This is a genomic window from Photobacterium carnosum (assembly GCF_021236965.1).
Taxonomy (GTDB): Bacteria; Pseudomonadota; Gammaproteobacteria; order Enterobacterales; family Vibrionaceae; genus Photobacterium; species Photobacterium carnosum.
Map to the genome: position 1 here is coordinate 43,267 of NZ_WMDN01000001.1, position 15,185 is coordinate 58,451.

The window sequence follows — 15,185 nt, forward strand, 5'->3', positions numbered from 1 at the left end:
GTTATTTACTCTCTACGCTAGTTGATACGCCTGAAACAGGTAAGGTAATTAAGCTGGGGGCCGCTTGGTTATCAGCAATCGCAAACGCTTTATCGATGTTTGCACCATCACTTGCGTCAACAGGCTGCCATTGTTTAGCGGCTGTATTCCAGCTCCAGTAATAGCTACCATTTAAGCTTCGAGCCACTAAGGCAATGCGACCTAAATGCAACACATTCACTTCAATCGTTTTATTGTCAGCAAGGGTGATTTTCGCTTGGTAAGCAGCAAGCTTGGTGCCGTAATCCATTTCAATTTGGTAGGCTTCTAAAATACGACGGAATTTTTCAGCATCGCTAATATCAGCTTGTGACATCATGGTTTCAAGTTTATTGACTCGGGCTAAACGCGCTTGGCGTTTAATTGGCTTATCGTTCTCAACAATGGTCTTCAAGCCATCAATCATTTGGTACATCAATGGCACCACACCTTGACGAGTCTGCTTAATGTCGGTGATTTGTTGATCAATAGACGTCACTTCTTGCGCTTGATTTTTAACCAATCGCGCTAAGTGATCATGATAAACCGTTAAGTTTTTCACTTCTTCTTGCAGTTGTTCCATGCTGGCCTTCATTGCCAATGCAGAATCTGCACTTTTATCGATCTTATTCTGACTCACAGCCGATGCGGTATTGGTACTATTTTCAATCGAACGCGCATTATCAAGATTAGAAGCGTGAGCACCCGTGGTGACGCTGAGAATAACAATAGCAAGGCTAGTTTTAATAAAATTCATAATATTTAATCAATCGTTATCTGTAATAACCAAAAAAAACAAAAAAGGGAATGTTAAAAATAAAAAGTATCCAAGATTGGCGAACTATAAACAATAACTATTATGATTAACAGTTTATAGGCCACCACATTCAGATCACAACAAGGGGAAGTTAATACTTCCCCTTAAATATTCAACTACTTATTAATACTTAAACTCAATGGTTGCCATAAAGTTACGCCCTTCACCAAGCGTTACACCTGTTGCGCCCACATAGTCTTTGCTGGTTGAACCGCCACCCGCCATGTAATCAGTATCAAATAAATTCTCTACATTTACACGACCAATGATATCCAATTTACCGTCATATTTATAAGTATGAGCGACACCCACATCAACACGTGTATAACCGTCTTTCTTAAAGGTATTGGCGGCATCACCAAAACGTGAACCTTCATAGATAACCCCAAGGTTGACATCTGTCGCCTGTGTCACGTTATAGGTTAACCACACACTTGCTGCAAACTCAGGCACATCAACAGGACGATTACCTTCATAATTCTGATCTTTAGTGTATTCCGCATCAAGGTACATTGCAGAAGCATTCATGCTTAGTTTATCAGTAATGTTACCTTGTAACGCAAACTCCACACCATTATGTACCCGTTCACCCGCTTGGGTTAGCGTTTGATTATTGTCAGGTCCAACGGCAATCTTTGAATTTTCTTGCGTAATATTAAATACTGCCGCTGTTGCAAATAAACGCTTATTCAATAATTCCCACTTGGTGCCTAGCTCATATTGCTTACCACGTAACGGATCAAGGTTATCTCCCGCATTGGTGTAATCAGATGACACCACACCTTGAGGCTCAAAACTTTCAGAATATGCTAAGTAAATAGAGCCATTCTCTGCTGGATGGTAAATTGCGGCTAATTTAGGTGATACCGCTTCTTCAGCAATGCCACTCTTCACTTGACGATCAAAACGTATGCCGGCCAGCACTTGCCAGTTATCATTCAAGGTGATCATATCTTGTGCATAGAAACCCCAAGCATCGTATGAAGAATTTGATACTTTTGGATCTTTATTTGAATACACAGGTGCGGGTGTTGTTTGACCCGGCTTAACATCCACGGAATCAAATGAACGCTGGAAACGATCGTAGCTATAACCTAACCAGTTTGCACCCACTAATAACTGATGTTGCATGCCTAACGTATCAAACTCACCAACAAAATCGGTATAAGCTGTTTTAAATGCCCACTCATCATGGCGATCACTACCACCTTGTTTAATGGTGCCATTTTCTTCAAACTTACTAAAATCAGGGTAACTTTCTTTGTCATTTCGCACAAAATCTTGGTAGTTAAAACCCGTGTTTAATGCCCATGTATCAGTTAACTGTGCTTTTACATCAAAACCTGTATTTTGAATATCGTTATCAATTTTAGACCATTGGGCATCCCATACATGATCTCGACCCATTACCGGCTTGCCATCGACAATATACGCGCCAGAATCCACACTGCCCTTATCTTGAGTACGATCATAATGCAGTGACACCGTCACGTTATCGTTAACATCATAATCAAGGAACATACCACCAACAAAGCGATCCGTTGATGGCGTTGAACCATCACTAAACTTACGCCATGAATCGTAATCTTCTTTCGCTAATACCACGCGTCCACGTAATGTTTGATCGGCATTTAGCGAACCACTGACATCTAACACACTGCGGGTATGATTATTGGAACCCACATCTTGGCTGAAATTCATTTGTGTTTCATAGGTTGGCTTCTTTGACACCATGTTAACTAAGCCACCAGGTGCTGATTGCCCATAAAGCAAACCCGCAGGGCCTTTCATGACTTCAACACGCTCTAATAACTCAACCGGTTGGCGGTAATGCGACCAATGCTGGTGGCCATCACGTAAGAAACCACTACTACTGCCTAACTCAAAACCACGTAAAGAAAAACGTTCACGGTTACGACTGGTGCCACCCGCTGAAATACTGGCATCGTTTTGTAACACTTCACCTAGCGTACTTGCACGTTGCTCATCAATTAGCTTCTCATCGATAACGGCAACTTGTCCTGGAGTTTCTAATTGGGTCATCTCCATTCGCATTGCGGTCGAATTCGTGTCAGCCTTATAGCCATAATCACGTCCAGTGACCACCATATGCTCATCGGTGTCTGTCATTTCTGCATGAGCCATCGGCGCTGATAATAGCGCACCAATCAATAGTGTTAGCTGACTTTTAGAAAACATATTCCGTTATCTCCAATTACCGTATCTTTGAGAATAAAACCAATTGAATCGTGTTGTAACTTAATACCGCATCTTTAAAAGCGAACCTCTGTAGGCCTTTAAAGATACTCAATATCAGCACCGACTCACCGTTCAAGTCGTCTTGATTGTTTGCCACCATCAAATGATGCCGTCAAACTCAGAACAGGAATATAAGTGATAACCATTACCATTTGCATTTAAATTTACATTCTTTGCATTCGTGAATTTTTTGTCAACAAATACAATTGATAATCAATTCACTATCAATAAATACAATCTATTCTCAAATCAGGCAGTATTCGTCCTCTAATAACTATTAATTATTCCGTACTCAATACTGTTTTTTCGAAGACATTTAGAACAAACGAGCGTATAATTCGGCCGTTTTTATTGATTTCTGCGGTATTAAAAGTGACTCAATTAAGTCTTGAAGCTATTCATCAACAACTAGAAGAACGCAATTTTATTGCCGAGAAAGTCCGTATTGTAACGGTAGAGGCAATGGATCCTGAGGTATTAGCGGCCTGTACTACGACTGAAAATGAAACATTCTATAATAGTTATATGAATGTGATTTATTGTCGTGGTGAGCGCTATGTTTTAGGTTATCGCTGTAATGAAGCAACAATCATTGACCAAGCGATTATTTTTAAAGATGGTAAGTATTACGATCCTACTTTACAAGCAAATGGCGAAGGTGAATTTAGCCCTTATCCCTTTGCAATCTTAGCGGAATTTAAAGTCTTTGACATGATGACTCATGCTAAAAACAATAAAGACTTCCCGCCTGATATAGACTTCTTATTTACACGTAAGAAGCACTTCAAAAACGTTATTCGATAGTTCTATCTGTACCCGTTATTAAATTTTTAGTAACGGGTATTTCTTTTAACCTTTATCACTCTATAAATTCAACATAATTTATCATATCCCCTCTACTTTATATAATGGCATAACCTGTTTCATAGTTGATACGCCATAAGCAAATAAGTGCACAAAAAATCCATTCAGCCTATCAAATACTTGAGAATAACCACAATAAATGTACTATTTTGATATACACCGTTTTATATTGGACATCAGTATATGGATCAGGCAAAAGGATTAAGAAACTACTTTGTAGACAATAAACGTCAGGATATTTTTATACAGCAAGAGCACGTTCGACAATTAATCATTCAAAAACAAGACAAAGCTAAAATCACAGCCAGTCTCGTTGAATTAGAAAAAGCGTGGATCGAATTTAAACATGAGAATAATCAGTAAACAGCATATAACTGACAACATAAAGTCCAGCGAATGGTGGACTTTATGGTTAACCTTTTGATGTAAATCTAACCGCTTCACCCCTCCATTCAATTTATCGTTATCGTTATGCCCTTCCTGTTTAATAATCTACCAGTACGGTAGTTAACATTTACAAGCTCAAAGCCAATCGCATTGAATGTTGCTAAGCTGCCTGTGCGGCAGTGAACCAGCGCCATTATTTAATGCAAAATTACCCGAGTTTCTAAGCTGCCTGTGCGGCAGTGAACATGGTTCCGCTTAACATGCCACTAAATACATTTTTCTAAGCTGCCTGTGCGGCAGTGAACTTTTCTTAAACAGTATCCACATTTCGTTAGCTTTTCTAAGCTGCCTGTGCGGCAGTGAACTTTAAAAGTAAGTCGGCAAGCGTTAAGCAGATTTTCTAAGCTGCCTGTGCGGCAGTGAACGTAACCGACCGTCAATTTACAAATTAATCGACTTTCTAAGCTGCCTGTGCGGCAGTGAACATCACTCTCTGCAAGTACACGCTCAACTGCTTTTTCTAAGCTGCCTGTGCGGCAGTGAACTTTGCATCATACTTAGTAAATCCTTTGTTTCTTTTCTAAGCTGCCTGTGCGGCAGTGAACGCCCTCTGGCTCATAACGATGGTGGTGGTGGTTTTCTAAGCTGCCTGTGCGGCAGTGAACTTGGTGATTATCATGTATCATTAAAGGTTATCTTTCTAAGCTGCCTGTGCGGCAGTGAACCTTTTATATGTTTGTAAGCTGTAAAATAATCATTTCTAAGCTGCCTGTGCGGCAGTGAACATATATAATTTTTCATTTCACATTTCCATATCTTTCTAAGCTGCCTGTGCGGCAGTGAACTTGGTGATTATCATGTATCATTAAAGGTTATCTTTCTAAGCTGCCTGTGCGGCAGTGAACTTATTTTATTTTAAAACTCTTATGCAAAAAGATTTCTAAGCTGCCTGTGCGGCAGTGAACTTAAACGATCATTTACTGTTTTAATTTTATCATTTCTAAGCTGCCTGTGCGGCAGTGAACATCAACACCAACAGATTCTAGGTATTCAAAAATTTCTAAGCTGCCTGTGCGGCAGTGAACTGAAGCTAAACTATAATAAGCGATTGTTTAATTTAAATAAAACCCTAAAAACCCTCTTTTACCCCTTTTTTATTTGCTGATTATAAGTCATTGATTTTAAATGCAACTAATAAAGGCTAAAAAAAAGGGTTAAATGAATACTCATCTAACCCATTATTGCTATTACAATCAAAACAGCACTTAAAATACAGGGATCGTTGCGGTAGCACTTAATCCATAGCTACTAAATACACCGTCAGTTGCAGCACTCACAACTTGGCTGTGCTCAATAAATACTCGCATCACATTCTGATTAGATAAACTCTGTATTTGAACATAAGGTAACGTTAATCTACGCTCTGCTGTGTTCGGAATTGCATGAATCGCTTCATCCGCACTGATCCAACCTTTAGCTATCGACCGCTTACGCTTATTATTGGCAGTTTTTGCTTGTACGCGCTTTACAGTTTGATAACCCTTAATCTCACTTGGAATAGCGATAATAGCCGTAACACGCGTGTAATCTCTTAGCCCTTTCAGCCAAGTATTCGCCATCATCGTTTCAAGTGCAGCTTGCGTACCATGTAAACGTAGCGTATCGCCCAATGTTTTGTGCGCATTGGGAAAACTGATCCCCACCGCACCATTACCTACCGCTGCTAATTGACGATGTAATTTAGCAAATAAGTTATTCATTAATACTGCCGCAGAGGTTTCTAAATCTGGCAGCACTTGAATATCAATGTAATACAACATAATCGCTATTCTCCACGAACTCCAAACACACCACCACGTACTAACATTGCCATCACATAATGTTGTTGTTCTAATGCAGGGGCTTTATCTTTTAATAACCAGCTATCTAATAAGTTATAGAAATCTGTTTTTTCTTTAGGCTGACGGTACGCTTTACCGCGATTAGTGACCGAGCCATAAGGTTCAACGGCAATCGGTCCAACTTCTTCTGTTTCAGGATGCCATGTATCAATGGTACGAAGCGCATTACCAATTTTTTGGGAGTGCATTGCCGCTTGACCATTAAGTTGATACAAATATTTGCTCTTATCGCCAGAGCCAGTATTCATAACCAACTCTTGAGATGGGAATACCGTTTGTCCGTGACCTAATTGTACAAAGGCAGTCACGGTTAATAAGGTTGCTTTTTCGCCAAGTAATCCTTGCTCAATCACCTCTGATAATGCTGCTAAATCACCCTTTGCAGCAGTAAATTGACGGAGGCTGTAATCTAAACTGTCAAACGTCCACACCTGATCATGATGTTGTACTGTCACCATCACATTTTCAGCCCCAACACGGTTACGCCATAGAAAACGACCATTAGCGAGGTTAGTCGCATAACGGCTAGCTAATTCATTAAAACCATGCTCAGTAACATAGCCCTTAATAAGCTGACTTAACGCGGCTTGGTAAGCAGGACTATTACACGTAGAAGGCACATTTAAATCGCCAAGCACACGTAACGTAAAGGTCAATTTAAGCGTATCGCAATCAAACGGTAATGCGGCATTATCTACCGTTTGTGGGTTTGCATTTGTAATATCTGCATCTAATTTAGCCGGATCATTCGCTTTAGGCCCTTTCATTCGATTAGAGATCGTACCGCGTACTGATTTCTCATTAACTACGATAGGCTGCCAATTTGCGCTAGTGGCTATTTCATTCCAATTACCCGCTGCCATTACGGCATCTGAGCAAGCCAATTTGCCTTCAAAAGCTAATACTGATGGTGTGGTTAACTTCGTTGTCATTGTATACATCCTTGGCTATTTAATAAGAAAAGTCGAAATCTGCATTACTTTCAATAGAATGAATAGATTGTTGGGCGCGGCATAAGTAATACGGTGAACTATATTGATAACGCCATAAAATTTGATTGATAGATTCAACCCGACTCGGACTGCCTATCCACTCACCGACACTATAAACAGCCTCAGTAAATGCAAATGGGGTTGTTTTATCACGAACATTCGCCACCTCTCCGGCAGCAAATACCTCGCTAATTTGTTTATAACCGATCATCAGTGGTACTAAATAACCACTTTGAGGCTTATTGACACGCTTCCACTGCCCTTGTTCTACATCTGGGTTATTACTTTCAGTAAGCGTTTCATAACGGTAACGCAAGGCACTAAAATCGAGCCAACTCATAATCATATTTTGATCATTACTTTCATTATGTTGCTGTAGATAATCGCTACGATCACATAAAATAAATCCAGGTAACAATGGTCGTAAAAGTTTGCGACAATCACTTTCCTCATTCGGCATTGGTTTAAATTGACACGCTTCAATATGGGTAATACGTCCACCAGCACAACGTTGACTTAATGCCAGCGTTTTTATGGCGTCACTGATGCGTTGTTCTTGGTCACTGTTACCACCACTGAAACCTTTGCATTCAATTAATAACGACACACAAAGGTTCATTTTTCCTTCTTCAACGATAGATGGTGGCGTTCCATCTTTAATAAATTTACTGATACTTTTACTATCAGTAATTGGATTACGGGTTAATGAAAAACCATAATCATCCCAATCACTGCCCCGATAAGCATGCACTTGATGCTGATGACACATCACCGCACAACCATCAAAGCTGATCCCATGTTGTGGCTCAACTTTGCGTGATAATGCATGCGCAAACCCTAAAAACTGAGTAATAGCAGGAAAACCATAAGTAAAACCTGCAATCGCATTTGCACCTTCAATGTGCATATTTTTAAGAATAAATAAACTCATCGTCCTGCCTCACGAATAGCGTCATGACATAATGCTTGCCAATGTTGTAATGCTTCACTGCCTAACATTAATTGTTGCTGACTGGCCTTTTCTAAACGATTATTGAGCCATAAACCAAAATCACGACTAACCTCAGTTTGCCAATCACTGTTATAAAGATGACTTGCTTGTGGATCTAACCAGCATTGTTGCGCTTGAAACAATTCACTGGTTTCGCTCCAGCCACTCGTATTGGTTTGATGGCTAACCGCTAAGGTTAAAATACTATCAAGGATTTGATCAGCTAATCGATCACGGCGTTGACGAATACGAATATTGCTATCTAATGGTTTCACTTTAACTAAAAACTCAGCCAGTAACTTAACCAGATAATAGGTATCACGTCCCATTTCTCGGCTATCAAACCAATTTGAACCAAACATGGGTGGTTGATATTGGCTTTTCCAATCAGGCGCAGTACAAGGGAACAAATAGGTTTTACCATTCTTGTTTTTATTTAACTGCGAGATATTTTGCTTATTTGCTCCACCACTAATGGTTACCGCTAAATTAGCGTAACGCACCACATCACATTCACTCGGCTGATTTTTTTTACGTGCCTCTCGTGCGGCTTTCATCTCGTCACTAAAACGAGAATGTTGCACTTGATGAAATAATTCATGGGCTAAAGCAGAGGAATATAACGGGCTAATAAGGTGGTATTGATTATCGCCACCAATAGGAAAATAGATCTGTTTGGCTAAAGTATGACTACTGGGTGTTTTAACTTCTAATGCTTGACGCAACCCATCAGCCCACAATTGGCACTGCTCATCACTACTTGCTAAGGGACGTAAGACATGATCGTCCCCTTGTGATAAATAGACTGCGAGTGTGGCATTACCATCATCAAGTTGGAGTAACTTCGCTACATCTAGCGACGCTGCATTTTCTACTGCAACATCAACAACTGGTTCTATCAATGCAGACGAATCAAGATATGGTGCATCGATATTAAAGGTTAATACTAAAAAATTACTGCCTTTAGCACTACCATGAGTAAACTTTACAATATGGGTTGCAAAGCTGATTTGTTTAGCTCTCATGGCTGCACTTGTCAACCATGTTTGAACATTATACTTTTGATAATTCTTTTGAATTAGTTCATTCAAGGTCGCTAATTCAATTTCTGACACCCCATTTTTAACATTCTTTTTCTTTTCTATTTCATCAAGTTTCGTTTGACGCCGTTGTTCAATATACGCTTGAATTAATGTGCTGATTTCGGTTTGCATAGCAACTCCAGAGCCGAATTTTCTATGCCGAATATAAACCTAACCACATAAGCATCAAGTTAAATATTGCTACAATATGTATCAGTGCACATTAATTAGACGTCATTCATGTAAATGATAAATCAATACATTATTTCCTATATTTACCCTCAAATACACCTAACCACGGATGGTAATAAAATCGGGGTGTTTTATTCGAATCATTAAGATTAATACCACCAAATAATTCACTGATCTGCTCACTGTCTTTATCAAAGATGTCACTTAACTCGTCATACACTGCGCTGTATTGACAATCAAACCACGCTTGATTTCCATTCGCGATATTGTCTATCGCCGTAAGGTGAAACAGCTCGGTTTTATTTACAAAATCACCGCTATATTCATCACGCACTTTAATGCTCAGTGCTTGATCTTCATTATCGATAAAGAAATGGTATTCCGTTTGCGGTCGAGATTGTCGAAACCGTGTTTGGCTCTGATATTCGCCGAATAAGTGTAAATAAGGTTGTAACCACCAGTATTCGACCTTTTTAGCGCTGTCTTTAAATAAGGTATAAATCAGTGCGTAGTGTTCTAACTCAATTAAACTAAATGGTGGCTTTAATGTTGTCGGTTCCATAAATCGTGGATAAGCAGAGATAACTTGATAATCATCAGCCATTAATAGCTGAGTCAGATCATGCTGATTTAACTGCAAATGGCCTTTATTTATGTCATTTTTTGGCTGTTCAAATCCTGGCTTACAATAAGCAACATCTGCACCTAATAACGCTTTAATATTTTTGCTTAAAATAATCATATTAGGTGAATTAGGAACACATTGGCGATGACGCTGAATACGCCCTGCCAGCTGAATAATTGATCGCATTGAACTAGGTTCAACCACAGCCCAATCATAATCATGATCACGCCCAACTTCTGCCACCGCAGTGGCGACCACCACAAAGATATGATGTTGTTGAGGCTGTTGTTCTAATACGGTCTTGATTTGAGGTAACTCTAATATCGCTTGTGGATCATTAGGATCGCGCATTAACACCGCGTCTAACTGTTGCTCTATATGCGCTCTGACTGCCATTGGATGTTGGCTATGATAAAAACAATAATGAACACAGCTATTATCTGGTGTCGGCATTGATAATAACGACTCGCCCACCGCAATTAATGGTTCTATATTAGCTATTCTCACTAAGCCAATCGAGATGGTTTTACCGTTTGGTGCAACTTGACGATGGCGTTCATCTAAGGTGTAAATCGCCTGTTGAATATGGCTTGATAGATAATTAACCGCATCAGTTTTTGTTAATTTTTCCGCATCTAAAGGCACTAACTCAGCTTGACGTAAGGGTAATGATTTGCGGCTTAGTGTTTTTGATCGTTGAGTAATAAACTGCGTGTGTTGTTGTTTAAAATCAGCATCATCAATACAAGCTGCTTGCACATTAAATTCATCAAACCAGCCACATTGTACTGTTGTTTCGGTAATGCCGTGGCTATGGTTATATTGCTGGCGACCATGAGAATAGGCTTTAAATAAAGCAGTAATTAATGACGGAGCTAACGTCGCTGATGACAATAAGACGCGTGAACCTAACATACCCGCCCAATTCACTAAACGGCATAATGCGGGTAAATCTTCTAACCCAAAATCATCAGGCTCATCAAGAATCAGATCCCCTGTAAATAATCGCAACATCGGTGCAATCTGTTGACCACCTCGCGTACCTTCTGTGGCTGGCATTAAATAATCAATGGTACTGACCGTAATCGGCGCACTAACCAATTTATGAATAGTGGGTTTTTGCTTGAGCCACTGGCTAAGGTGACCATCATCAAGGCTGCCGTCATAACTGACATACATATGCTCTGAAAATAACGCTTCCGACTCACTACCTGTTTGTTGCTCTTTTGCTTCTTGCTGGGTTGTGAGCTTACTTTCATGAAGATCTTTAACCGCTTGCGATCCGACTAATACCGCTAAATCATCGCTATCCAGTTTTAAACGATCTTTTAGTGCATCCCCTGTTTGTAGGGTTAATGTACGCAGCCCCAAAGCAATGCTAAATCGACACCCTTGTTGCTGATTAGCTAAGCCATACATTATTCGCGCATTGGCAAAGGTTTTTCCACACCCCGTTGACGCCATATTGACCCCAAAAAAGCCGTGTACCTCAGAAATATCACGCACCGAACACGCCAAATCATAGGCTTTATCTTGCCAGCGAAATTTATTGATTGTGGTACGTTTTTTAAATAACGAATGCCGAGTAATCGCAGGTAGACTCAACCGTAATTTAGGCAAGCCTAAACTTAATCGATAGGCTAATTGCGCGACTCCGATATTATGTTCATCTAATTTTTGTTTTAATTTCCCCGTTTTACGATCGGTATTTGCATAAGCTTTATAGAGAGGATCTTGCCAAGCAATAACAGGCATGCTTGAGGAATAACAGTGATCAGCAAGCATTAAACATAATCGTGCCATGTGCAGTGGAAATGCGTTCTCACACCGCCCAAAATTACGCAGATTAGGATGTGCCAATGCCCGTTTCGCCAATTGTTGGGCTTTGTTTTGCCATGTTTGACTTTGTAGTGGAATTCCATGAGGGAAAATAAAGTTATCCGCTATTTTTGCGATTAACTCAGGCTTTTTATGATTTTTTGCATTCCACTCTGGGCACAGTTTTTGTTCTAACCAATAAGATGATTCAGCAATAGCCGGATCATATCCTGACAATTGATAAGTCGGTAAACGGTGATGAGAAACAATTAACCATCCAATCGTTTTTGCTAATTCGGTTAAGCCAAGAAACGGTGACAACGCCGGGGTATAGTGCACATCATTAATAATCTTGCTAATTTTTTCCGGTGATAAATCCGCTAATTCTGTTAGCCATTGATCATCGGTTTTATTCTTTGCAAATGCTTGAAAAACCAACAACGATAGCCATTCATGCCGTAATGGCTCAGCAATACTCCCTTTGCCCGTTAGTTTCTGTTGAAATAAGCTGTTAGCTTTACCTACATCATGAAATAAACCCGCAAGCGATGCCATTAATGCAACGGCATAGTTACTTTGCCAGCCATTTTCATCTTCCGAACGCAGAATATTACGCTCAGTGGTATTTGTGGGTACTGTACCCTGTTCATTAAAACGACGTTTATTACCGACAATCCACATTAGTTCGGTATTATTTGCGCCTCGAATCCAATGGCAAGCCACCGCAGTATTCCGTCTAGCGGTTTGCTTTAATAACTGACGTAATGTTTTTAAACCTTCTAAAGTAATCGGCGTTTGCCATGTGCGATCACCTTTACGTTCCGCAAATTGATCCAGTACTTTACGGGTTTCATCAAGGGCTTTTTTATTACATTGAGAGATAAGAAGAATATTCATTTATAATTTTGCAACCGCTTGTGCTGTGTCTTTAATGGCATCGATCATCACATCTAATGCATTGGCTTTTCTAAATCCATTTAGGCATCGTTGACGAAATTCTTGTTCGTCATCCCCTGCCATTGCAGCAATAAACGCATTCGGTAGCACTATCGCATCTTTAATTAAATCGGCAACATCAAACACCAATCCGCCACGACGGGTTTTACCGTGTAGAACAGCTAATCCATGTGGTAATCCGATAACCCAACACGCGGTCGCCCCTAAGCCATACGCTAAATAATTACCATGATCTAAAAAGCGATTGGCAATATCGGTACTATTACCCCGCGACGAACGGGTAAATTCACCATATTTAACAGTATTAACCGCAAGTTTATATAAGGCTTTGGTCATGACAGCTTCTAATAACAATAAATCAGTGCTGTTTTGACAATGACTGAGTTTATTTTCAAACGCCGATAAAATATGGTTCAGTTTGTCTTCTTCAATAATGAAATGATTATCACGCTGCATGGTTGCTGATAACCACACTTTCTTTATTTGTTGTAATCGGACTCTCTGGAATAGGATCGCAGCTTCTAATCGTTTCGTATCATCAAACCAAAAACTGACCCACCATTGAAGATATTCTGTTGGTCGATATTCTGATTGTGGTGTTAACCAATTGACTTCAGGCTCTACCTCATTGGCTGAAAATAAGGGTGTCCCGCTACCACCACAAAAACCCACCAGCACCCCTGCTTTAGCTAATTCACGCATTGCGGCTTGAGTGATCGATGTGCCAGTTCCGAGCATTATGGCTGTCGTGTTTGCTATGGGGATATTCCAATATAATGATTGCTTACCTTCGTCAGTGACATATTCAACCCGCCCACCATTCACTAACACGCGACAATGTTGTAAATAATAAAGATTGGCACGTTTTGAATGAATAATGGTTTTTAGCTCACTCGGTGTGAAAGACTTAGCGCACATAACGGTCACCAACAGTAAAAAACGCATTATATACATAGATACGCATAATGCGTTTAGAGTGTAATCACAAAAACCCTTTTTATTTGGCACTTATTCAAACCATATAAAACAACAACTTAAAATATCAGTTAAAAAAAGGGTTTTTCATTGAAATTTACTGTTTAGCTTTTATAAGCAATCACTTATACTAATTACGCTTCAGTTCACTGCCGCACAGGCAGCTTAGAAAAATATTGATAGATTGAGAATCACTCCCGGCGTGTTCACTGCCGCACAGGCAGCTTAGAAAAGTGTCACATTTTCGCTATTATGTGCGCTGTTGTTCACTGCCGCACAGGCAGCTTAGAAAAAAGACAGAAGTTTTAAAAGCATCATCAGCAAGTTCACTGCCGCACAGGCAGCTTAGAAATCACAAAGGACTGGTAATTGAATGTACCGCTGGTTCACTGCCGCACAGGCAGCTTAGAAAGATAAAAACGACCGTATATTTCGGACAGATATGTTCACTGCCGCACAGGCAGTTTTAATTACTTACTGCTGCCATCGCTTCTTTGATTTCATCTGAGCTATAGCCCTTTGATGATAAATACGCATAGGCTTTACTTTTATCTTTAAAATTCGACAAATCAAACCTTTTTTTTGCTAGTACAAGTTGGCAGTTTTCATAAAAATCGACCTCACCCGCTTCCTCTAAATCATAGAAGACTTGCTCAAGATTAGTAATATCAACATGCTTCATTTTAAGCTCTTGCTTGATGACTGTTTTGCCTTTGAGCTTTCTCACCAATTTCAATACTTCGGTTTCAAGATCAGCATTCATGCCTTTAATTTTAGCTTTGCTCAATAGCGTATCGGCAGCATCATGTTCCGCAATCGCTCTTGAAATATCTTGAAAACTGTATCCTCGCTTAGTGAGATCGTTGGTTATTTTCTCTTTGGTGGTTTGACTAAAATCATCATAACTATCTAAACGACTTTTGATCATATCAAGTTCAGACACTTGTTTTTTCTCCATAATATCAATTAATGCTTCTTCAATGATTGTTGCAGGAATACCTTTACCTTTTAATTTCTGTTTAATGTACTGTTGTCCATGTTCATTAGAAAAAGCCATCTCACTAAAATGCAGTGCAAATTGAAGATCTTCTTTTACATAACCGAAATCTTTCATTTGTTGCAATACAGTCTCAATCCAATCTTGTTGCTCTGTTTTAGCTTCTAATTTTTTCCGCAATTCATACTCAGTATGATCACGTAAATTTAAATGATAAATCGCACTGTTAATCACATTTTGGATGGTTTTTGCAGGATACGGTTTCTTCATATTATTAGTCTTTATTAGTAATGAAAAATACACGTCGATA

Annotated in this window: 10 protein-coding genes, 1 pseudogene and 2 CRISPR repeat arrays; of the genes and pseudogenes, 2 read left to right on the forward strand and 9 right to left on the reverse strand. The window is 39.6% G+C overall.

The window, feature by feature from the left end:
• Window position 1 precedes the first annotated feature (1 nt).
• Window positions 2-775 carry a DUF3450 domain-containing protein gene (locus tag GLP24_RS00220; protein WP_232615327.1) on the reverse strand — a complete coding sequence of 258 codons (774 nt, stop codon included), beginning with the start codon at window positions 773-775 and terminating at the stop codon, window positions 2-4.
• A gap of 183 nt (window positions 776-958) precedes the next feature.
• Entirely contained in the window at window positions 959-3,034 is a 2,076-nt protein-coding gene (locus GLP24_RS00225; protein WP_232615328.1) for a TonB-dependent siderophore receptor, read from the reverse strand.
• A gap of 432 nt (window positions 3,035-3,466) precedes the next feature.
• Between GLP24_RS00225 and GLP24_RS00230 the strand changes: the two genes are divergently transcribed.
• Window positions 3,467-3,898: a hypothetical protein gene (locus tag GLP24_RS00230; protein WP_101769183.1), complete on the forward strand. Its 432-nt coding sequence runs from the start codon at window positions 3,467-3,469 to the stop codon at window positions 3,896-3,898.
• Between the two features lie 243 nt (window positions 3,899-4,141).
• The gene (locus GLP24_RS00235) at window positions 4,142-4,321 is read left to right on the forward strand and encodes a hypothetical protein (RefSeq protein WP_232615329.1); all 180 of its coding nucleotides are present in this window, start codon (window positions 4,142-4,144) and stop codon (window positions 4,319-4,321) included.
• A gap of 181 nt (window positions 4,322-4,502) precedes the next feature.
• Window positions 4,503-5,430: direct repeats of the CRISPR family, unit length 28 nt; unit sequence TTTCTAAGCTGCCTGTGCGGCAGTGAAC.
• Between the two features lie 180 nt (window positions 5,431-5,610).
• Here GLP24_RS00235 and cas6f read toward each other — a convergent pair.
• The 7 genes and pseudogenes from cas6f to GLP24_RS00270 form a co-directional block, all read right to left on the reverse strand.
• Complete coding sequence (cas6f, locus tag GLP24_RS00240) at window positions 5,611-6,165, reverse strand: type I-F CRISPR-associated endoribonuclease Cas6/Csy4 (protein ID WP_232615330.1); 555 nt, start codon at window positions 6,163-6,165, stop codon at window positions 5,611-5,613.
• 5 nt (window positions 6,166-6,170) lie between these two features.
• Window positions 6,171-7,178: a type I-F CRISPR-associated protein Csy3 gene (gene csy3 / locus GLP24_RS00245; protein ID WP_232574573.1), complete on the reverse strand. Its 1,008-nt coding sequence runs from the start codon at window positions 7,176-7,178 to the stop codon at window positions 6,171-6,173.
• A 19-nt stretch (window positions 7,179-7,197) separates the two neighbouring features.
• On the reverse strand, window positions 7,198-8,169 hold the full coding sequence (gene csy2, locus GLP24_RS00250; RefSeq protein WP_232615331.1) for a type I-F CRISPR-associated protein Csy2: 972 nt from the start codon (window positions 8,167-8,169) through the stop codon (window positions 7,198-7,200).
• Window positions 8,166-9,443 carry a type I-F CRISPR-associated protein Csy1 gene (csy1, locus tag GLP24_RS00255; RefSeq protein WP_232615332.1) on the reverse strand — a complete coding sequence of 426 codons (1,278 nt, stop codon included), beginning with the start codon at window positions 9,441-9,443 and terminating at the stop codon, window positions 8,166-8,168. The genes csy2 and csy1 overlap by 4 nt, the downstream gene beginning before the upstream one ends.
• Before the next feature lie 130 nt (window positions 9,444-9,573).
• Window positions 9,574-12,843, reverse strand: coding sequence for a type I-F CRISPR-associated helicase Cas3f (cas3f, locus tag GLP24_RS00260; RefSeq protein ID WP_232615333.1), 3,270 nt, complete (start codon window positions 12,841-12,843; stop codon window positions 9,574-9,576).
• Entirely contained in the window at window positions 12,844-13,821 is a 978-nt protein-coding gene (cas1f, locus tag GLP24_RS00265; RefSeq protein ID WP_232615334.1) for a type I-F CRISPR-associated endonuclease Cas1f, read from the reverse strand.
• A gap of 201 nt (window positions 13,822-14,022) precedes the next feature.
• A CRISPR array of direct repeats spans window positions 14,023-14,350; the repeat unit is 28 nt; unit sequence GTTCACTGCCGCACAGGCAGCTTAGAAA.
• A gap of 24 nt (window positions 14,351-14,374) precedes the next feature.
• Window positions 14,375-15,145: pseudogene (locus GLP24_RS00270) on the reverse strand (RecX family transcriptional regulator); the annotation flags it as partial.
• Window positions 15,146-15,185 lie beyond the last annotated feature (40 nt).

What these genes read in the sequence shown, in the direction of transcription:
- GLP24_RS00220 (WP_232615327.1), bottom strand. Translation starts at nt 775, where the DNA reads ATGAATTTTATTAAAACTAGCCTTGCTATTGTTATTCTCAGCGTCACC.
- GLP24_RS00225 (WP_232615328.1), bottom strand. Translation starts at nt 3,034, where the DNA reads ATGTTTTCTAAAAGTCAGCTAACACTATTGATTGGTGCGCTATTATCA.
- GLP24_RS00235 (WP_232615329.1), top strand. Translation starts at nt 4,142, where the DNA reads ATGGATCAGGCAAAAGGATTAAGAAACTACTTTGTAGACAATAAACGT.
- cas6f (WP_232615330.1), bottom strand. Translation starts at nt 6,165, where the DNA reads ATGTTGTATTACATTGATATTCAAGTGCTGCCAGATTTAGAAACCTCT.
- csy3 (WP_232574573.1), bottom strand. Translation starts at nt 7,178, where the DNA reads ATGACAACGAAGTTAACCACACCATCAGTATTAGCTTTTGAAGGCAAA.
- csy2 (WP_232615331.1), bottom strand. Translation starts at nt 8,169, where the DNA reads ATGAGTTTATTTATTCTTAAAAATATGCACATTGAAGGTGCAAATGCG.
- csy1 (WP_232615332.1), bottom strand. Translation starts at nt 9,443, where the DNA reads ATGCAAACCGAAATCAGCACATTAATTCAAGCGTATATTGAACAACGG.
- cas3f (WP_232615333.1), bottom strand. Translation starts at nt 12,843, where the DNA reads ATGAATATTCTTCTTATCTCTCAATGTAATAAAAAAGCCCTTGATGAA.
- cas1f (WP_232615334.1), bottom strand. Translation starts at nt 13,821, where the DNA reads ATGTGCGCTAAGTCTTTCACACCGAGTGAGCTAAAAACCATTATTCAT.